15 protein-coding genes, 1 other RNA gene and 1 pseudogene are annotated in these 19,927 nt (G+C 62.9%); 4 read left to right on the top strand and 13 right to left on the bottom strand.

Translation table 11 applies throughout. From position 1 onward, the window contains the following. Positions 1 to 10: 10 nt before the first annotated feature. From A9K68_RS14765 to mraZ, 6 genes are read right to left on the bottom strand one after another with little or no spacing between them, the layout of a single operon-like run. On the bottom strand, positions 11 to 1,444 hold the full coding sequence (locus tag A9K68_RS14765; protein ID WP_065010315.1) for a UDP-N-acetylmuramoylalanyl-D-glutamyl-2,6-diaminopimelate--D-alanyl-D-alanine ligase: 1,434 nt from the start codon (positions 1,442 to 1,444) through the stop codon (positions 11 to 13). Further along, positions 1,441 to 2,895, bottom strand: a complete 1,455-nt coding sequence (locus A9K68_RS14760) for a UDP-N-acetylmuramoyl-L-alanyl-D-glutamate--2,6-diaminopimelate ligase (protein ID WP_065010316.1) — start codon at positions 2,893 to 2,895, stop codon at positions 1,441 to 1,443. The genes A9K68_RS14765 and A9K68_RS14760 overlap by 4 nt, the downstream gene beginning before the upstream one ends. A 54-nt stretch (positions 2,896 to 2,949) precedes the next feature. Next, positions 2,950 to 4,674 (bottom strand): penicillin-binding protein 2, encoded by a 1,725-nt coding sequence (locus A9K68_RS14755; protein ID WP_203546908.1) that lies wholly within the window; start codon positions 4,672 to 4,674, stop codon positions 2,950 to 2,952. Next, the gene (locus tag A9K68_RS14750) at positions 4,671 to 5,066 is read right to left on the bottom strand and encodes a hypothetical protein (RefSeq protein WP_065010317.1); all 396 of its coding nucleotides are present in this window, start codon (positions 5,064 to 5,066) and stop codon (positions 4,671 to 4,673) included. Before A9K68_RS14750 ends, A9K68_RS14755 begins: the two co-directional genes overlap by 4 nt. A 4-nt stretch (positions 5,067 to 5,070) precedes the next feature. Next, positions 5,071 to 6,102, bottom strand: a complete 1,032-nt coding sequence (gene rsmH / locus A9K68_RS14745; protein ID WP_065010318.1) for a 16S rRNA (cytosine(1402)-N(4))-methyltransferase RsmH — start codon at positions 6,100 to 6,102, stop codon at positions 5,071 to 5,073. Beyond that, positions 6,099 to 6,557, bottom strand: coding sequence for a division/cell wall cluster transcriptional repressor MraZ (mraZ, locus tag A9K68_RS14740; RefSeq protein WP_065010319.1), 459 nt, complete (start codon positions 6,555 to 6,557; stop codon positions 6,099 to 6,101). The genes rsmH and mraZ overlap by 4 nt, the downstream gene beginning before the upstream one ends. 428 nt (positions 6,558 to 6,985) lie before the next feature. On the opposite strand from mraZ, the gene A9K68_RS14735 reads away from it, so the two are divergent. Continuing rightward, positions 6,986 to 8,101, top strand: a complete 1,116-nt coding sequence (locus A9K68_RS14735; protein ID WP_065010320.1) for a cystathionine gamma-lyase — start codon at positions 6,986 to 6,988, stop codon at positions 8,099 to 8,101. A 291-nt stretch (positions 8,102 to 8,392) separates the two neighbouring features. On the opposite strand, the pseudogene A9K68_RS14730 reads toward A9K68_RS14735, so the two are convergent. The 6 genes and pseudogenes from A9K68_RS14730 to A9K68_RS14705 all read right to left on the bottom strand — a co-directional run bounded on the left by A9K68_RS14730 (position 8,393) and on the right by A9K68_RS14705 (position 12,227). Then, positions 8,393 to 8,667 (bottom strand): annotated as a pseudogene (locus A9K68_RS14730) (type II toxin-antitoxin system ParD family antitoxin). A 178-nt stretch (positions 8,668 to 8,845) separates the two neighbouring features. Beyond that, positions 8,846 to 9,244: RNase P RNA component class A (gene rnpB, locus A9K68_RS14725), an RNA gene on the bottom strand. Positions 9,245 to 9,302: 58 nt separating this feature from the next. Beyond that, entirely contained in the window at positions 9,303 to 10,082 is a 780-nt protein-coding gene (locus A9K68_RS14720) for a transglycosylase SLT domain-containing protein (RefSeq protein WP_065010321.1), read from the bottom strand. A gap of 184 nt (positions 10,083 to 10,266) precedes the next feature. Further along, positions 10,267 to 11,028: an N-acetylmuramoyl-L-alanine amidase gene (locus tag A9K68_RS14715; RefSeq protein ID WP_065010322.1), complete on the bottom strand. Its 762-nt coding sequence runs from the start codon at positions 11,026 to 11,028 to the stop codon at positions 10,267 to 10,269. Continuing rightward, a complete protein-coding gene (locus tag A9K68_RS14710) occupies positions 11,025 to 11,744 on the bottom strand; it encodes a DnaJ family molecular chaperone (RefSeq protein ID WP_065010323.1) in 720 nt (239 codons plus the stop codon). Before A9K68_RS14710 ends, A9K68_RS14715 begins: the two co-directional genes overlap by 4 nt. Before the next feature lie 291 nt (positions 11,745 to 12,035). Further along, complete coding sequence (locus tag A9K68_RS14705) at positions 12,036 to 12,227, bottom strand: hypothetical protein (protein ID WP_029351485.1); 192 nt, start codon at positions 12,225 to 12,227, stop codon at positions 12,036 to 12,038. 200 nt (positions 12,228 to 12,427) lie between these two features. Here A9K68_RS14705 and A9K68_RS14700 point away from each other — a divergent pair, with 200 nt between their 5' ends. From A9K68_RS14700 to A9K68_RS14690, 3 genes are all read left to right on the top strand, one after another. Then, positions 12,428 to 16,351 carry a hydantoinase B/oxoprolinase family protein gene (locus A9K68_RS14700; protein WP_065010324.1) on the top strand — a complete coding sequence of 1,308 codons (3,924 nt, stop codon included), beginning with the start codon at positions 12,428 to 12,430 and terminating at the stop codon, positions 16,349 to 16,351. An 81-nt stretch (positions 16,352 to 16,432) separates the two neighbouring features. After that, positions 16,433 to 17,680 (top strand): DUF3419 family protein, encoded by a 1,248-nt coding sequence (locus tag A9K68_RS14695; RefSeq protein ID WP_065010325.1) that lies wholly within the window; start codon positions 16,433 to 16,435, stop codon positions 17,678 to 17,680. Next, positions 17,677 to 18,363 carry a class I SAM-dependent methyltransferase gene (locus tag A9K68_RS14690; RefSeq protein ID WP_065010326.1) on the top strand — a complete coding sequence of 229 codons (687 nt, stop codon included), beginning with the start codon at positions 17,677 to 17,679 and terminating at the stop codon, positions 18,361 to 18,363. Before A9K68_RS14695 ends, A9K68_RS14690 begins: the two co-directional genes overlap by 4 nt. 3 nt (positions 18,364 to 18,366) lie before the next feature. On the opposite strand, the gene A9K68_RS14685 is transcribed toward A9K68_RS14690, so the two are convergent. Then, on the bottom strand, positions 18,367 to 19,746 hold the full coding sequence (locus A9K68_RS14685) for a serine hydrolase (RefSeq protein ID WP_065010464.1): 1,380 nt from the start codon (positions 19,744 to 19,746) through the stop codon (positions 18,367 to 18,369). Positions 19,747 to 19,927 lie beyond the last annotated feature (181 nt).

The following is a 19,927-nucleotide window of genomic DNA, read 5'->3' as shown; positions in this document are numbered from 1 at the left end:
GGACCTGGCTCTAGGCCTGTTTGGCGGTTGTGGCTACCGCCGGAAATTTGCTGAGCAATGCGTCGACCAATTTGGAGAACCCGATGCCTTTCGACGATTTGATCATCACCACGTCGCCAGGCTTCAGCGCCGACAGAAGCACCAGTTTCAGATCCTCTGCGCCGGCGCGATACTCCGTCTCGATCTCATCAGGAAGGGTGTCGGCCAGCGCCCGCATTTCCGGGCCGGCGAGAAAGACCGTGCGCGTTTCGGTGCCGGCGATGAGATCGGCAAGGGCTGCGTGCAGCTTCGCGGAATGGTCTCCGAGTTCGAGCATGTCGCCGAGCACCGCGATGCGCCTCCCTTCGCCCGACACCGGCGTCGCATTGAGCAGCGCCATTGCAGCGCTCATCGACGCCGGATTGGCGTTGTAGCTCTCGTCGATCAGCGTGATCGGACCTTTCGGGTGACGCAGCACGTGGCGCTTGCCGCGTCCGCGTTCGGCCGAAAGATCGGCCAGCGCCGTCGCCACCCTGGCGATGTCGGCGCCGACCAGATGCGCGGCGCCCAGCACGGCCAGCACGTTCTGCACCATATGTCGGCCCGGCGCGCCAACCCTGGTGGTGATTTCCTGACCGCCAATCTTGGCGGTGATGATAGAATGATCGGCATGCAGCGCGCATTCGAGCAGTTTGAATGTCGCCCGGGCATTCTCGCCAAAGCCGTAAATGTGCTCGACACCGGCGGCTCTTGCCATCTTGTCCAGAAGCTTCCAGCGCGGGTCGTCGCGGTTGAGAAGGACAGCACCATCCGGTTCCAACCCCTCGAAAATCTCGGCCTTGGCCCTGGCGATCTCGTCCAGATTGCGGAAGAAGCCGAGATGTGCCGCGGCGATCAGCGTGACGATGGCGACATGCGGCCGGACCATCTTGGCCAGCGGCCGGATCTCGTCGGGATGATTCATGCCGATCTCGAACACGGCATAGTCGCAATCCACCGGCATCCGCGCCAGCGTCAGCGGGACGCCCCAGTGGTTGTTGAAAGACTGGGCCGATGCGTGCACCTTGCCGACCGCGGACAGCACATGGCGCAGCGCTTCCTTGGTGGTGGTCTTGCCCGCCGAACCGGTCACCGCGATGATCTTGGCGTTCGAGCGCGCGCGGGCGGCCAGCCCGAGCTTTTCCAGCGCGGCCAGCACGTCCTGCACGACGATCATCGGCGCGGTCAGCCGCCCGAGCGACGGCAGCTTGCCCTCGGCGACGACCAGCACGCCGGCGCCGGCCTTGATGGCGGCGGTCGCGAAATCATGGCCGTCCATCGCCTCGCCTTTGATGGCGAAGAAAGCATCGCCCGGCTCAAGGCTGCGGCTGTCGATCGAGATGCCGCTGATACCCTCCGGCATCGGGCCAAGGGGTCGTCCGCCCATACCGGCGACGAGATCCTCGGAGGTCCACAGAAAGCTCATGCGGCGCGCTCCTGAAGCGCGGCGCGGACTTCCTCATGGTCGGAAAAATGCAGCGTCTCGGCGCCGATGGTCTGGCCTTCCTCATGGCCCTTGCCGGCCACGATCAGCGTGTCGCCGGCATGGAGCATGGCGACTGCCTCGTGGATCGCCTTGCGCCGATCGCCGATCTCGATAGCGCCGGGTGCAGCGGCAAGGATCGCGGCACGGATCGTTTCAGGCACTTCCGAACGCGGATTGTCGTCGGTGACGATAACGACATCGGCGAGCCGCGTAGCGATTTCACCCATGATCGGACGCTTGCCCCGGTCGCGGTCGCCGCCACAGCCGAACACGACGATGACTCGGCCGGTGGTGAACGGCCGCACCGACGCCAGCACGTTTTCCAGCGCGTCCGGCTTGTGCGCATAATCGACATAGACCGGCGCACCATGGGATGTTGTCCCAACAAGGTCGAGCCGACCCGGCGCGCCCTTCAATTTCTCCAACGCCATCAGGGCTTTGGCGGCTGGCGTTCCAGTAGAAATGGCGAGGCCAGCCGAAACCAGGGCATTGGCGATCTGGAAATCCCCGGCCAGCGGCAGGTCGACCTCGTGGAGAACGCGATCGACTTCCACTTCGGCGCGCTGGCGGTGGCGCTCGTGCTCGACCCGCTTCAGTCTCAGGAACTCGCCGTGGCGGCCGACCGTCAGCACGTCCAGTCCTGCCGCCCTCGCCGCCCGGATCGTCGGCTCCGACCACGGATCGTCGGCAAAAATGACGGCCGGCGCGCCCTTCGGCAGCAGCGCGTCGAACAGGCGCAGCTTGGCGCGATGATAGTCCTCGACTGTCGGATGATAGTCCATGTGGTCCCGGCCGAGATTGGTGAACCCGCCGGCTGCGAGCTTCACGCCGTCGAGCCGGCGCTGGTCGAGGCCGTGGCTGGAGGCCTCCATCGATGCGTGGGTGACGCCGGCATCCGCCAGTTCCCTCAGCAGCCTGTGCAGATCTACCGGGTCGGGGGTGGTCAGCGAGCCATATTCGTTGCGGCCCGGCGCCACCACGCCGGTCGTGCCTATCGAAGCAGCGGCAAACCCTGACTGCTCCCATATCTGCCTTGTGAAGGCCGCAACCGATGTCTTGCCGCTGGTACCGGTCACCGCGACCATGGTTTGCGGCTGCCTGCCGAAGTAGCGGGCGGCACTCAGCGCCAGCGCAAGGCGCGGATCGTCGACGGCGAGAACCGGCACCGGCAGTCCGGCGACGGCGCTGCCCTTGCCGGCCACGATTGCCACTGCGCCACGACTGGCGGCATCGGCGGCATAGGCCGTGCCATCGGCCTTGGTGCCAGTGAGCGCGAAGAAGACCACGCCTGGTGCTACCTGGCGGGAATCCGACGAAATCCCGGTAACCTCCGTATCGAAGGAAGCTGTCCCCTCGACAGACAGGATACCGGCTAGATCTTTCAGCTTCATCGAACCCCGTTCATAGCAACAAAATAGCGCGCAGTTGCCGGCGCGCCCCAAGAATCACTGATAGGAAACCAGCGTTGCGCCATTTTCATGGCTGAAATCTGGCTTCACGCCAAGCATGGAAGCCGAACGTCGGATAATGTTTGCAGCCATGACACCAGCATTCGAGGCGGCCGTTGCACCCATGCCGGGTTTCTCCGGCTGCGGTTCGTCGGCGATCGTAAGCACGATATATTGCGGATCGTCCATCGGGAAAGCCGCGACGAAGGCGTTGAAATTCTTGTCCTTTGAGTAGCGGCCGTTGACAACCTTCTCTGCCGTTCCGGTCTTGCCGCCGACGCGATAACCAGGAACCCTGGCGTTCCTGCCTGAGCCTTTCTCGGCGTTCAGCGCGTAGAGATAGCGCATGCTCTCGGAGGTCTTGTCGCTGACAACTTTCTTGGCCACCGACATCGCCTGTACCTGCGCGCGCCTCAGGAATGTCGGCTGGATCAGATAGCCGCCGTTCACCAGCGCGGCACAGCCGACCGCCGTCTGCAGCGGCGTCGTCGACACGCCGTGACCGAATGCGATGGTGATCGAATGGACCTGTTTCCAGACTTTGGGCTCGGTCGGGCGGGCGACTTCAGGCAGTTCCGTCTGCATCTTCTCGAGGATGCCCAGGCGATGCAGGAATTCGCGGTGCCCCTCGATGCCGACCGCTTCGGCTTCCTTGGCCGAACCGATATTGGACGAATAGATGAACACTTCGGGCACCGACAGCACCCGGGCCTTGCCATGAAAATCATGGATGGTCTGGCGGCCGATCCTGATCGGGCGCGAAGCGTCGAAACGGCTTTCCAGCGTCACTTTGCCGGAATCGAGCGCCATGGCGGTGGTAAAGCTCTTCAAGGTCGAACCCATTTCGTAAAGGCCGGCCGACATGCGGTTCAAGCGGTCCTTGTCCTGCGCATTGTACGGGTTGTTTGGATCGAAATCCGGAACCGAGGCCATCGCCATCACTTCGCCGGTCTTGATGTTGAGAACGACGGCGCCCGCTGCGATTGCGCGGTATTTCTCCATGCCGGCGGCGACCTCGTCGCGCACGATATGCTGGACGCGCAGGTCGATCGAGAGCTGCACCGGCTTCAGGTCCTTGGCCACCGCAAGTCCCGACGCCTGAAGGTCGCTCAGCCCCTGTTCGTCGATGTATTTCTCCATGCCGGAGATGCCCTGATTGTCGATGTTGGTGAGCCCGACGATGTAGGACGAGGTTTCGCCGGCCGGATAGAAGCGGCGCTTTTCGGTGCGGAAGCCGAAGCCGGGAATGCCGAGCTGCATGATATCCGATTGCTGCTTGGGCGTCAGTTGCCGCTGCAGCCAGACGAAGCCGGCGCCGCTCTTCAGCTTATGGTAGGTCTGTTCGTAGTCGATTTCGGGAAGCACCGTCGCCAGCTTTTCGATCGCCTCGTCGGCGTCGACAATGCGGCGCGGTTCGGCAAACAGCGACGCCGTCTTGATGTCCGTCGCCAGAACTTCGCCGTTGCGGTCGACGATATCGGGCCGAGACGCCGTCACCCGGCTCTGCGGGCCGCCGGACAGGTCGGGGTTCTGGAAACCCAGATAGACCAGCCGCCCGGTGATGATCGAATAGATGCCGAAGAATACCGCCATCGTCATCACGATGCGGGTCCTGCCCTTGCCGCCGGTCGCTTTGCGGGCGCCTTCGACCACAATCGATCCGTCTTCCGACTTGGCGGGGCGCTTCAGCAGTCTGGCGATCAATGGAAGTCTGGGAATCATTGGACGATGCCTCCGGTGACCACAGGGTCCTTGCCACCCAAGGGTCCTTTGCCAGAATTGTCGGCCATGCCACCCAGTCGCTCGGACGAAAGGTCCTCGATGGTGAGGGGTTTTGCCGGCAGATCGTCCAGCCCGATGATCTGGCGGGCGCTGACCGGCTCGAGCTCGAGTTGCGATCTATAGATCTCGGCCAGCTTTTGCAGGCGCGACGGCTGCGTCAGCAGGCTCCAGTCCGCCTTCAGGAGATCGATCGTATCCTCCTCGTAGCGGATCTGCGCCTGGATCTTGTGCACCGCCGCCAATTGTTCTTCGGCCTCGCGCTTGGTCTTGTAGGTCAAGGCCGCAGCCGAAACCATGACGGCGATCAGGACTATGTCGCTGGTACGAAACACGTGCTCACCTCTCTCCCGGCCGATTGACGCCGGGAAGTTTTGGCTCAGGAAGCTTAGGAAGCCCGAAAATCGAAAAGTCGCCGGTGCGCGGCGGTGCGTCGGTGCGGATCGCAGCGCGCAGCCTTGCCGAGCGCGCCCGCGGATTGGCTGATATCTCGGCTTCATCAGGCGTCACGCCGCTGCCCACCTTTTTGAAGGTGGCGCTGCGCGCCTGCGCCTCGGGCAGGTGCCGCGATCCGGATGCCGCATCGGCGCGATCAGCGATGAAGCGTTTGACGATACGGTCTTCCAGGGAGTGGAACGTCACGACGGCCAGCCGCCCGCCCGGTTTCAGCACGCGTTCAGCCGCAAACAGCGCTTTGGCCAGTTCGCCGAGTTCGTCGTTGACGAAAATGCGCAGCGCCTGGAAGACGCGGGTCGCCGGATGGATCTTGTCCTTCGGCGCGCGGCCGACATGCGTCTCGATGGCATCGGCAAGGTCGAGCGTGCGCTCGAACGCATGTTTTTCGCGACGGCTTTCGATCATGCGGGCGATGCGGCCGGCATGGCGCTCTTCGCCAAGGAACCCGAAGATGCGGGCAAGGTCGCCCACTTTGAAGCTGTTGACGACATCGGCGGCGCTGAGACCAGCCTGGGCCATGCGCATATCGAGCGGTCCGTCGGCCCGGAACGAAAAACCGCGCTCCGCCTGGTCGATCTGCATGGATGAGATGCCGATGTCGAGCACGACACCCTCGGCGCTTTCGACATGCTCGTCCAACGTCGAGAATGACGCCTGAACAAGCCGGAGCCTGCCGCCCGATTGTTGTTCGAGGGCACGACCGGTAGCAATCGCATCCGGATCGCGGTCGATGGCGACGACCGAGGCGCCGCATGCCAGGATGGCTTTGGTGTAGCCGCCGGCGCCGAAGGTGCCGTCGACGATCACCTCGCCCGCTTTAGGCGAAAGCGCCTCCAGCACTTCGGCAAGGAGGACCGGAATGTGACGGGCCGGTCCGCCAGCGGCGTGAGGGTCATCGCCGTAGCCCGCCATCATTCCGGCCGCTCCCCAGGCTTCGTCCCCTGCCGAAGCTGCAAAAGCCGGGCGCGTGCTTGCGCCCCATAGGCGGCGAGCCGTCCAGGTTCCCAGATCTGAAAGAAATTGCCGCGGCCGACAAACGCTGCTTCCGCGGAAATGCCGGTGTGCTCGCGGATGAAATCGGTCATCGAGATGCGGCCGTCCTGATCGAGCTTGAGAAAGGTTCCATCGCCATGGCAGAAGAACGACATGTCGTCCGCCGCCTGCAGGAAAGGATCTTCCTGCGCGATGCGCTGCTCGTAGCGGTCGAGCAGGTCGAGCCCGCCGACATCCATCGCCGGACGGTCCAGGCAGCGCAGCGCATAGAGTTCCGAATAGCCGCGTTTCTGCACAACCGCACGGAAATGCGCCGGAACGGACACCCGCCCCTTCGCATCGATCCTGTTCACCGCGCTTGACAGAAACCGGTCCATTACGCGTTACGGCCGCTTGCGCCGCCGCACCCCTCTGCATCTTCCCGCCCGCGCCGCCGCGGCGCGGGCCCTGCCCAAAACTCACTTCGTTCTGAAAGGCGAAAACAGGCGAACGCGCAGCCGCCGCGGCTGCCCGATTGGCGTACGCTTCACCCTGACGCGGAACGAAGGCTTGAATATCGAAATGGGATATCATGGGGCGCTATGGGCGTCAACGGGAATAGGCTTCACAAACGCGCGCGCCACAACCGATGAGAGCAGCTCTGACGGCACTCCCGTCTTTATGCTCCATTAAGCCTAACGAAGCGTTTAGAGCGCCTGGCCTACCGGAGGCCGCTTGCCGCGGATCGCCACCGCGCATAGCGTCAGCCCGTCTTTTCCCGGTCAGAAACAGATTCTTTTCTCGGTCAGAAACAAGGTTGAAATCCATGTCCGAAACAGCCAGATCGCGCGCCGCGGCACTTCCCCATCTGCGTCGTGGCAGGCTTGCCATGGGCGACCCAATTCCCCTGCCGCTGACTATGGCCGCCATTTATCATGCACCCGGCGACGCCACCGGGTTCGATCAATATGGCCGCTTCAGCAATCCGACCTGGGACGCGGTCGAACACATGCTGGCGCATCTGGAAGGGGCGCCATGCGTCGCCTTCCCCTCTGGAATGGCTGCAATCTCGGCGGTGTTTTTTGGATTGCTCAAATCCGGCGACCGTATCCTGCTGCCGTCGGACGGCTATCACACCACGCGGGCCCTGGCGGAGGGTTTCCTAAAACCTTTCGGCGTCGCCTACGATATCCGGCCGACATCGACTTTCCTCGACGGCGGCTTCGATGGATATCGACTGGCCTTCGTCGAAACTCCCGCAAATCCGGGACTGGATATCTGCGACATTACGGCGGTCGCCGAAGCGGCGCACAAAGCGGGGGCGATTCTGGTGGTCGACAACACGACAATGACGCCCTTCGGCCAACGCCCGCTCGATCTCGGCGCCGACATCGTCATTGCCGCCGACACCAAGGCACCCAATGGCCATTCCGACGTGCTGTTCGGCCATGTCGCCAGCCGCAATGCCGACATCATCGCCGCCGTGTCCGGCTGGCGCGAGACGTCGGGCGCCATTCCCGGGCCGTTCGAGGCGTGGCTTGTGCATCGCGGCTTGGAAACGCTCGACGTGCGTTTCGACCGCATGTGTTCTTCCGCCGAGGTGATAGCGCGGCGTCTGGAGAGCCATCGTGCGATCAGCGGCTTGCGCTTTCCGGGTCTGGTAGGCGACCCTTCGCACAATCTCGCCCGCGCCCAGATGGAGCGCTTCGGCTTTCTCATCTCGTTTGTGCTGGCATCGGAGGACAAGGCCGAGGATTTCATCAACAACTGCTTATTGATGCAGGCGGCGACGTCGTTCGGAGGCGTGCATACGTCGGCGGAACGGCGAGCAAAAAGAGGAGACGCTGTTCCGCCCGGCTTCGTTCGCCTGTCGGTCGGCTGCGAACCGGTGGAAGAGCTTTGGCAAGCGATCGAAGCGTCGCTGGACGGTATCAGCGGCTGAACGAACCGATCACGGAGCCAGATCGTCGGCTTCGATATTGCGCCGGCCATGCAGCCCGCGCAGGATCCTCGCTGACACGATACAAGGTGAGATACGCGCCGACGACCAGATGGCGGATGCCGGGCGAATGTCTTAGCGCGGTGCGCCTGAGAAGGGATAAGTCGCCAGTTGCCGCCAGCGGGCTTCCGGTCGAGCAGCCGGTCCGCTACAGCCTCGTCGTCTCGCGCAACATGGAGCCAGGTCGCGATCAAATCCTCTTCTGCATTGCAGTTCGGATGATGGGCAGCAAATTCATGCCGCGTTATCGGATTTCAATCGTCTGCGCCCTTCGGCCTTGATTTCGTCGATCGACGCAAACCGACCCGGTCCGCTGTCAATTCCCTCCTGCACCAGCTTGCGCAACTCCTCGACCGTATAGCCGTGCAGGTCGCGGCGGTCCTTGCATTGCCTGAGCGCGTCGCGGATCACCTCGCTCGCCGAGCATATTCGCCGGCGGCGACCACAACGTCGACCGCCGCCGCCAGTTCCGGCGAAAGCGTGATGCTGCGTTTGTCGACCTGACCCATGATGCGCTCCTGATATTGCCCGCGCCTATATGGTACGATTAATCGCACCGACTTCAAGAAACGCTTGTTACGCCCACTGCCCAGCAAAGCCGGTTCAGTAGTAAAGCGCCTGAACCAGCAGGCGCCCGATGACGCAACCTGCTGATATCAGGGGATGTCCTTGTAGTATCTGGAAGAAATTGCCAGCTGGCCTGTAAGCCGGGTTCTGTATGGCCCTCGCCCCTTGCGGCGCGAGAACGTGGCGGCCATTCATCTTGGGCGCATGTTGCCATGCACCTCACGCAACCTACCCGGACGGTGAGCCGGAAACAGCCCTCGAGGGTTTCCCCTCGCACCGTCCCTATTCGGTCTTGCTCCCGGTGGGGTTTACCGTGCCGCTCCTGTTGCCAGTCGCGCGGTGGGCTCTTACCCCACCCTTTCACCCTTACCACGGTAGAACCGTGGCGGTTTGCTTTCTGTGGCACTTTCCCTAGGGTCGCCCCCGCCGGCCATTAACCGGCACCGTGTCTCCATGGAGCCCGGACTTTCCTCACCCGCAGCCTTTCGGCTTCGCGGGTGCGGCCGCCCGGCCAGCTGGCAAGGCGTATAAAGGGGTTCAAGGCCGAAAACGCAAGAAAAAAGCAGGTTCGGGCTTATTACGCCGGCGCTCCAAGCGCGGCCAACTGCACCTTGACCTTGCCGCAATAGGCCGCGGAAATCGGGTTCATCCGCTTGGCGCCATGGCCGGCATTGTATTTGAGAATCGTGCCGCAGGTCGTGCCGCCGCCGAGGTTGTGCGCCATGGCGAGGTATTTCATGCCGTATTTGATGTTGGTCTCGGGATCGTAGAGGCCCTTGATCGAGCCGCTGTAACCCATCATCCGCGCCGTCGACGGCTTGATCTGCATCAGGCCGATCTCACCGGCGCTGCCGACCTGGTTCGGCCGGAAGCTGCTTTCGATCATGATGACGGCCTTGGCGAGCGAGACCGGCACACCATTGCTGGCGGCATGACGCTCGATGATCGCCGAATACTGGCCACTGCCGCCAGCGGCCGCCGCGTTCGGCGCCGCTGCCCGGCTTTTCCCGCCGATCGACGCCGTCGTCGCCTGGTCGATGCGGGTCCTGTTGCGCTTCACGTGCCGTTTGGAGACTGCATTTTTTGCGGAGGCTGGCTTGTTTACCTTTACCCCAGCTTTTTCCGCCTTTGCGGATGCTGGCTTTTTCACCTTTACCGCAGCAGCTTTTACCGCCTTTGCGGAGGCTGTCCTTTTTTCCTTTGCATCTTGGCCGGCTTTCGGCGTGGCGGTTTTATCGGACACGGTAATGAAACCCTGGTCGGCCCGCTGGCTCAGCGGCGCGCCATGGGCGGCACCGATGGCGAAAGTCAGTACGCCGGCAGCAACAGCTGCCGTTAAAACGGTCAATTTCTGCATGGGATCCTGTTCTGTTTGAACCGCGCGAAGAAGTTCACGCAGCTACGCTAAATCAACATCGGAACATCTGGGCGCTCTAGGTCCGACAATTTGCACGGATCGCCTTTGACGGCCGAATTGGCGGCAAAAAGGGCGAGGCAAGTCACTTTGAGTGACAGGCTGTAACTGAACAGCTAGGAAAAGACTACTTGGGCGGAACTGCCCTCACGGAAGCAAGCAGCCTTTCCAGCGTGCGGATTGTCGATCCGTCGGCCACGCCATCCACTTTGCGTTGGCGGAAATGCCGTTGAAAAGCCTCGACCACGATTTCGGTATGCCGGTCAAAATTGCCTGATATCTCTACGCCATAACCGTAGAGCGCCAGCATCGATTGCAACGCCTCGACCTCGGCATTCGCATCGCCGGCCTTCAGCACCGCGCCGCGCCTGAGGGGTGCCGCTTCGACGAGATGGCCGACACCGGCCTCGAACAGCGCTTTCCAAGGGAATTTCTCGCCGGGGTCGATCTTGCGTCCCGGCGCCACGTCGGAATGGGCGAGCACCCGTTGGGCTGGAATCGTATGGCGCTGAACAATTCCCTTGCACAGGCCGATGACGGCATCGATCTGCGGTTTCGGAAAATTCCGATAGCCCAGCGAATGCCCCGGATTGACGATCTCGATGCCGAGCGAACAGGAGTTGATGTCGCTGCGTCCGAACCAGGAACTCTTGCCGGCATGCCAGGCACGGTCGCTTTCCCTGACCATCTGGACGATGCGGCCGTCCTCATGGACGAGATAATGCGACGAAACCTCGCTGGCCGGATCGCACAGCCATGCTTCGGCGCCGGCGCCAGTCTCCATCCCGGTGTAGTGCAGCACGATCATGTCGGGCTTCTCGCGTCGTGGACCGAAATTCGGCGATACCCTTACCTCGGCGCTCGGCTCGTCGGGCGGGAAGCCGCTCATGCGTGCCGCAGGCCTCGTTCGATCATCTCATAGGCCGCGTTGATCGCCGCTATCCTGCTCGTTGCGATCTTGATGAATTCCTGCGGCAGCCCGCGTGCGATCAGCCGGTCGGGATGGTTGTCCGAAACCAGCTTGCGATAACGCCTCCTGACCTCCTCGAACGTTTTTCCCCGCTCGATGCCAAGCACGACATAGGGATCGGCCGCACCCAGGTCGACGTGCCGGGCTAGAATGCTCTGGTAATGCGCCTCCTCGATCCGGAAGATCTCGGCAATACGATGCAGGAACTGCCCTTCGCGCTCGTGGACCAGCCCGTCGGCCTTGGCGATGTGGAACAGCCCGTCGAGAATGTCCTCCAGCATCTTGCAGTTCGAATGACCGGAGCCGCAAAGCTGCGCCATGCGCGCGGCATAGGTCTCGAACCCGGCAATGTCGCGCTTGGCCAGATCGTAGAGCCGCGCCACATTGCGCGTTTGGTCCTTCGGCACATCGAATATCTGCTGGAAGGCGCGCACCTCGTCCTGCGTGACGATGCCGTCGGCCTTGGCCATCTTGGCCGACAGCGCGATCATCGCTACCGAGAAGGCGACGCGCCGGCGCAGATCCGGGTCGCCGGAGAAAACCGTGCGCACAGCCTCGACCACGTCGGCGACGCCGGACGAGGTTGAGGACGAAACGCGCGTGATGAAGTCGCCAAGGCGATCCCAAATCGACATGGGCACCTATTAGGGCTAACTGGCCACCGCTATCAAGCGAAGACAATGCCGCAGGGCAGCCGATTTCGCGGCCGCCTGACCAGCTGGCGTAACCGTCGATCATGGAAAATCAGCAGGCGGCAGCGGCGGCCACAGCGAGCGAAACTGCAAGCCTTCGTCGCCTTGCCGTTCGGCCCCTTCTCTGGGCGAAAAAGGAACGGGCGAAACTGCGCTTGCGGCGGCGGCCACAAGGAGCGTGTCCTGAAGTCAGAAGGCCGGCATGATGCCGGCCTTCTGTTCATCACCTGAGAACTACTGCGCCGGCGCAGCCGGAGCCGGCTCGGCCGGCTTCGTCGCGTCAGGAGCCGGCTGCATCGGCTGTTCGTTCGCTGGCGGATTGGTGCTCTGCGTGGTTGTGGCGTCCCCGCCCGTGCCGCTGTCGCTGCAAGCCGCAACGCCGAGCAGGGCAAGCGCCGAAACCGACGCAAGAATGAGTTTCTTCATGACATCTCTCCTCTAATCACGCCCCCGCTACCGGGTGACGAGCGAGGACAGAATGCATCAGGCGCTTATGAGTTTCATAACGTTGCGTTTCCGCATGTAACATCATCTGCTTTTGCCGTTGCCGGCGAAGCCCTGGCGAACTAACACCAAGCCATGGCGAATTAACATATTGAATCAATAAAATGCCTGGGAGAGCTGCCGTGACCGCCAAATGGGATTTCTGGATCGACCGCGGCGGCACCTTCACCGATGTCATCGGCCGTGATCCGGAAGGCGGGCTGCACCCGCGCAAGCTGCTTTCCGAGAATCCTGAAGCCTATACCGACGCCGCCATCCATGGCATTCGCGATCTGCTCGAATTAAAATCCGGCGCGCCGATCCCGTCCGGCCTGATCGGCGACATCAAGATGGGCACTACCGTTGCCACCAACGCGCTTCTGGAGCGCAAGGGCGACCGCGTGCTGCTGCTCATCACCAGGGGATTTCGCGACGCGCTGAGGATCGCCTATCAGGCGCGGCCCGACATCTTCGCCAAGGAGATCATTCTTCCCGAACAACTCTACGAGCGCGTCATCGAGGTCGACGAGCGCGTGCGCGCCGACGGCTGCGTCGATCGGCTGCTCGACATCGCCGCCGTGCGCCCAGCCATCGAACAGGCCAAGGCCGACGGTATCGACGCCGTGGCGATCGTCTTCATGCATGCCTGGAAATATCCCGACCACGAAAAGGCGGCTGCAAAAGTCTGCAGAAAACTGGGGTTTCGCCAAGTCTCGGTCAGCCACGAGGTCTCGCCACTCATCAAGCTGGTCGGCCGCGGCGACACCACCGTGGTCGACGCCTATCTGTCGCCGATCCTGTCGCGCTATGTGCAGAGGGTGGCTGAAGAGCTGGGCGTTTCCTCCCCCCTCGAGGGGGAGATGGCCGCGAAGCGGCCAGAGGGGGTCGCCCAAGGCAGCGCGAGGCCTCAAGGAACGTCGAGCACTGCCGCAACGACCCCACCCGGCGGCTTCGCCGCCACCCTCCCCTCGAGGGGGACGGAATCCCCCCGCCTCATGTTCATGATGTCGTCGGGCGGTCTCACCGCCGCCGATATATTCCAGGGCAAGGACGCGTTGCTGTCCGGTCCTGCCGGCGGCGTCGTCGGCATGGTCGAGACGGCGAAACTCGCTGGTTTCGACAAGGTCATCGGCTTCGACATGGGCGGCACATCCACCGACGTCGCCCATTATGACGGCGACTATGAGCGCGCCTTCGACACCGAGGTTGCCGGCGTGCGCATCCGCGCGCCAATGATGCGCATCCATACCGTCGCCGCCGGCGGCGGCTCGATCCTGCATTACGAGGCCGGCCGCTTCCGCGCCGGGCCAGATTCGGCCGGCGCCAATCCCGGCCCGGCCGCGTACCGGCGCGGCGGCCCGCTGGCCGTCACCGACGCCAATGTCATGCTGGGCAAGCTGCAGCCCGACTTCTTCCCGGCCATTTTTGGACCCGGCCAGAACGAGCCGCTCGACGTGCAAACCGTGCGCGAAAAATTCGCAGCACTCGCCGCCGAAATCGGCGACGGCCACACGCCGGAGGCGGTGGCCGAAGGGTTCGTCACCATCGCCGTCGAAAACATGGCCAACGCGATCAAGAAGATTTCCGTGCAGCGCGGCTACGACGTCACCGAATATCTCTTGAACTGTTTTGGTGGCGCCGGCGGCCAGCACGCCTGCCTCGTTGCCGACGCACTCGGCATGGAAGCGGTGCTGATCCATCCGTTCTCGGGCCTGCTGTCGGCTTATGGCATTGGGTTGTCCTCGACTTTTTCGTCGCGCCAGCAGGCGCTGCTGAAACCACTGGCGGAAGACTCCAAGCCGGCGATCGACGAGCTTATCGCGACATTGCGCAAAGCCGTCATCGACGAGCTCGCCGCACAAGGCATCGCCGAGGACACCGTCGCCTCGAAACCGGTGCTGCAGGTCCGCTATGACGGCACCGACACCGCACTGCCGGTGAATTTCCAGCACCGCTCGATTTCACGAGCCAAGAGCGATTTCGAAACGGCCCACAAGGCGCAGTTCGGCTTCGTCTATGACAAAAAGCCGATGATCGTCGAATCGGTCGGCGTCGAAGGCACCGACACCGGCGACGCCGGCTGCGAGGAAAGCGATTCAGTTCTTGAGGACATAACCCCAAGCCCTTCGGAGAAACGGCAGATCTTCGCCGACGGCATCTGGCGTCACGCCGGCATCTTTCGCCGCGAGGCGCTCAAGCCGGGGCACAGCGTTGCCGGTCCTGCCCTGGTCATCGAACCGAACCAGACCATCGTCGTCGAACCGGGCTGGCAAGCCGAAATCACCGCCAAGAACCATGTGCTGTTGCGCCGCGTCGAGAAAAAGCGCCGGCAGGCAGCGCTCGGCACCGAAGCCGATCCGGTAATGCTGGAGGTCTTCAACAACCTGTTCATGTCGATCGCCGAGCAGATGGGCGTGACGCTGCAGAACACCGCCTACTCCGTCAACATCAAGGAAAGGCTGGATTTCTCCTGCGCCGTCTTCGACCGCAATGGCGCGCTGGTCGCCAACGCGCCGCATATGCCGGTGCATCTCGGCTCCATGGACCGTTCGGTGGAAACCATCATCCGGCTCAACTCGGGCGACATTCACCCCGGCGACGTCTTTGCATTGAATGCGCCTTATAATGGCGGCACGCATCTGCCTGATATCACCGTGGTGACGCCCGTGTTTGAGGAAGAGCGACCAATCTCCCCCCTTGTGGGGGAGATGTCGGCGAAGCCGACAGAGGGGGGCGCTGCCCCGCCAACGCCTCCAATTGGCGAGGCGGCGTATCGCGAAGCTGAGCGCTCGACGTTGCCCCCCTCTGCCCTGCCGGGCATCTCCCCCGCAGGGGGGGAAATCGGCCAATCGCCAAAAATCCTCTTCTACGTCGCTTCACGCGGTCATCATGCCGACATCGGTGGCACCGCGCCTGGCTCGATGACGCCGCTCGCCACCACGGTCGACGAGGAAGGCGTGCTGTTCGACAATTTCCGCATCGTCGATCGCGGCCGGTTCCGCGAGAAGGAACTGGAGACGCTGCTCACCGACCACCCCTACCCGGCACGCAATCCGCATCAGAACATCGCAGACCTCAAGGCGCAGATTGCCGCTAACGAAAAGGGCGTCGCCGAACTTCGCAAGATGGTCACGCATTTCGGCCTCGACGTCGTTGAGGCCTACATGGGTCACGTCCAGGACAATGCGGCCGAAAGCGTGCGCCGCGTACTGGAGCGACTGCCCGACAGTTCCGTATACGAGTATCCGACCGACACCGGCCAAGTCATCAAGGTGAAGATCTCGGTCGACCGGAAAAAGCGTGGGGCGACTGTCGACTTCACCGGTACCTCGCCGGCCATGAAGAACAATTTTAACGCCCCCGAGCCGGTCGCCCGCGCAGCCGTGCTCTATGTCTTCCGCGTCATGGTCGAGGACATGATCCCGATGAATGCCGGGTGTCTGAGACCCATCAACATCATCATCCCCGATGGCTCGATGCTGAAACCCGCCTATCCGGCGGCGGTCGTCGCCGGCAATGTCGAGACCTCCCAGCATGTCACGAATGCGCTTTTCGGCGCCATGGGCGCGATGGCCAACGCGCAAGGCACGATGAACAACCTCACCTTCGGCAACAAGCAGTACCAGTATTACGAGACGATCTGCTCCGGCTCGCCGGCAGGCAGGATGAACTCCGGCCGCGGCTTTGCCGGCACCTCCGGCGTCCACACCCACATGACCAATTCGCGCCTGACCGATCCGGAAGTGCTGGAATTGCGCTTTCCCGTCCTGCTTGAGGATTTCCACATCCGCGAAGGCTCCGGCGGCAAAGGCAAATGGAGTGCCGGCGACGGCACCAAGCGCACCATCCGTTTCCTCGAAAAGATGGAATGCGCCATCCTGTCCTCGCACCGCGATCGCCCGCCGCAAGGCCTGGGTGGCGGCGGCGATGGCGAGGCCGGCTCGACCACGGTCCGCCGCAAGAATGGCCGCGTCGAAATCCTGAAGGCGTGCGACCAGACGGTGCTGGAGGCCAGTGAAGCCGTCATTGTGACGACACCGACGCCAGGCGGATTTGGCGAGGCCTGAGTTCATCTCAACAAGCTGTCACCCGCCTGTCATCCACCTGCGCTACCCGCTTGCGCCAGAGCAAACGGGAATCGCCTTGTCATGACGGATCTTTCCGGAGAACTGGTTTTTCGCCGCGGCAAGGAAGTTGGCAAAGCCGTCTACCAGAACCGCCCGCTGTCGAAGGCCGGCCTCTCCGAACGGCTCTTCGCGTTGCTGTTTTCCGGCCTCGTCTATCCGCAGATCTGGGAAGACCCCGATGTCGACATCGACGCGATGCAGCTTGGCCAGGGCCATCGCGTCGTCACTATCGCCTCGGGCGGCTGCAACATCCTCGCCTATCTCACCCGGTCGCCCGAAAGGATCGACGCCGTCGATCTCAACGCCGCCCACATCGCGCTGAACCGGATGAAGCTCGAAGCGGTGCGCCATCTGCCGTCCCAGGGTGACTTGTTCCGTTTCTTCGGCGCTGCCGAGACCTGTCACAATTCGCAAGCCTACGACCGCTTCATCGCGCCGCATCTCGACCCAGTCAGCCGCCATTACTGGGAACATCGCAACTGGCTCGGCCGTCGCCGCATCGCCGTCTTCGACCGTAATTTCTACCAGACCGGGCTGCTCGGGCTGTTTATCGCCATGGGTCACCGCACCGCCAAATTCTTCGGTGTCGATCCGGCCGGCATCATGCAAGCCAAAAGCCTCGCCGACCAGCGCCGCTTCTTCGACGAGGAACTGGCGCCGATCTTCGAAAAGCCGTTGCTGAAATGGGCCACCTCCCGAAAAGCCTCGCTGTTCGGCCTCGGCATTCCGCCGGCCCAGTACGATTCGCTGATCACCTCGGGCGACGGCACCATGGCCAGCGTCCTGAAGGCCCGGCTGGAAAAGCTCGCCTGCGATTTTCCGCTACAGAACAACTATTTCGCCTGGCAGGCTTTTGCCCGCCGCTATCCCAACCCCGGCGAGGCGGCGCTGCCCGCCTATCTCGAAAAGCGCAACTACAAGACGATCCGCAACAATGTCGACCGCGTCGCCATTCGCCATGCCAATCTGATCGAATTCCTCGCCGGCAAGGATGCCGGTTCGGTCGACCGCTTCGTCCTGCTCGACGCACAGGATTGGATGACCGACGACCAGCTCAATGCGCTGTGGGCCGAGATCACCCGGACCGCGTCGACTGATGCCCGCGTCATCTTCCGCACCGCGGCCGAACCCAGCCTGTTGCCCGGCCGGGTCTCGAATTCGCTGCTCGACCAGTGGAATTATGCGGACGAGGCGTCGCGCGAATTCTCGGCCCGCGACCGGTCGGCCATCTATGGCGGCTTCCATCTCTATGTGAAGCAGGCCACATGAGCACGACCGAACTGCCGGCCAGGCACGCCGAACCGCCGGCTAGGCACGCCGAGCTGATGGACGGCGTCTACCGCTGGCAGCGCCACATCTACGACCTGACCCGCAAATATTACCTGCTCGGCCGCGACCGGCTGATCGCAGGGCTTGATGTGCCCACAGGCGGCACCGTGCTCGAACTCGGCTGCGGCACCGGCCGCAACATCGTTCTCGCCGCCCGCCGCTATCCCGACGCCCGCTTCTTCGGTCTCGATATTTCGGCCGAAATGCTGGAAACGGCCACTGCTGCCATTGCCCGCGAAGGCCTGTCCGGCCGCGTCAAGCTGGCGCGCGGCGACGCCACCGATTTCGACGCGAAAGCGCTGTTCTCTATCGAAAGTTTCGACCGCATTTTTGTCTCGTATTCGCTGTCGATGATCCCAGGTTGGGAGAAGACCGTTTGCGCGGCTCTTGCAGCCCTGTCACCTGGCGGCTCGCTGCACGTCGTCGATTTCGGCCAGCAGGAGGCCCTGCCCCGCTGGTTTGGCACATTGCTGCGCGGCTGGCTGAGAAAATTCCATGTCGAGCCTCGTGAGGCCCTGCGCGCGGTTATGGCATCGGAATCCGAGCGGATCGTTGCAAGCTTTCGATTCAGAACACTGTACCGCGGCTATGCGTGGCTCGCAGTGATCGGACCGCGCAAATAGCAGCTAATGCAGCGCCTTCACCAGCGCTGCCACCATGATCTGCGGCCGATAGCCGAACGTGGCCGGCGTCAGGCCGAGCCGCACCACCACTATCTGCTCCGAGGGAATGATGGCGACCGTCTGTCCGTCATGGCCTTCCATCCAGTAGGTATCCCTTGGCAGGCCCGCAGCCATGCCGGCGCCGGGGCTCTGCTCGTCGCCCGGCCCCTCGATCCACAGCTGGCCCCTGCCGTAGACTTTCGAGGCCGGTGCGGCTTCCCGCATCCAGGCGACGAAGCCGCCAGGCAGCATCTGCTGGCCGTTCCATACACCATCCTGCAGCAGGAACTGGCCGAAGCGCGCCCAGTCGCGCGCGGTGGCGTAGAGATAGGACGAGCCGACGAAGGTGCCGTACTCGTCGGCCTCCAGCACCGCGCTCTGCATGGCCAGCGGGTCGAACAGCGCAACTCTCGGCCACGCCAGCGCCTTGTTCTTGTCGCCGATCGCATCCTGCCAGAGCCGCGACAGCATCACTGCAGTGCCGCTCGAATAGGAAAACATTTTGCCTACCTCGCCAGTCAGCGACTTGGATCCGGCAAAGCCCGCCATATCAGGCTCGAGGTAGAGCATCCGCGTCACGTCTGTGACGTCGCCATAGTCCTCGTTGAACTCCAGCCCGCTCGACATCGCCATCATGTCGGCGAGACTGATGGCGGCGCGGCCGTCCGCTTTCCAGGGTCCGAACAGGCCCTGGTTCGTCATCACCATCTTACCGTCCTTCATCACCGTGCCGACGATCGCGGCATTTACCGTCTTGGTCATCGACCAGCCAAGCAGCGGCGTCTTTTCGGCAAAGCCGTCGCCATAACGCTCGGCGATGATGCGGCCGTTCTTGACTACTACCACCGCCCGCATACCGGCGCCGGTCATGGCAGGGTCGTCGAGGATTTTCGCGATTTCGGGGTTCTGCGAGGCATCGACCTTGTCGCCCTCCGGCCAGAGTGCATCGAGCGGCGGCGCCGGTGTCAGCGCCGGCCCGGCGACCGCTTTGGCCGTGGCGATGTCGCCATCCGGAACCGAAGCACAGCCGAGCCCGTCACGAACGACCGCGACGCTTTTGCCGAACACGCCGAACAGCCCCGCCGAGACGGTGCCCTGCTCCTTGTCGACGGAGACCCTCATCAGCCGCAGCAACGGATGGCCCGGCGCCTGCACGTCGATGGCGAGCACCTTGTCGGCATCGCGTCCGGCGATAAAGACATTCGAACAGACGATCTTGGCCGTATAACCCGAGCCGACGCGGATCAGTTCCGGCGGGGCGATGTAAAGCCAGGCGGCCAGTGCTGCGACCGCCAGCACAGCCAGCCCGAGCAGCCATTTCACCAGCCTCAGAACAATCTGCACTTTTCCGACTCCCCCCGGACGCTCATGTATGCCATCGATTTGCCGCCATTGCTTCGGCAAAATCGCGTTTCCTGTCGAGCGCCGTCAACGGAATATCAACCATGATCGGCGATCACTGATGCGTGTCGCCCAAAAGTGCGCAGCGGTTCTGGGATAACGACACGCATAAAAAACAAAGGTT

It is taken from the genome of Mesorhizobium sp. AA22, from assembly GCF_001672375.2.
In the GTDB taxonomy this organism is placed as follows: domain Bacteria; phylum Pseudomonadota; class Alphaproteobacteria; order Rhizobiales; family Rhizobiaceae; genus Mesorhizobium; species Mesorhizobium wenxiniae.
Note: the sequence above shows the minus strand (reverse complement) of the source record. Positions and strands in the feature narration are given on the sequence as shown.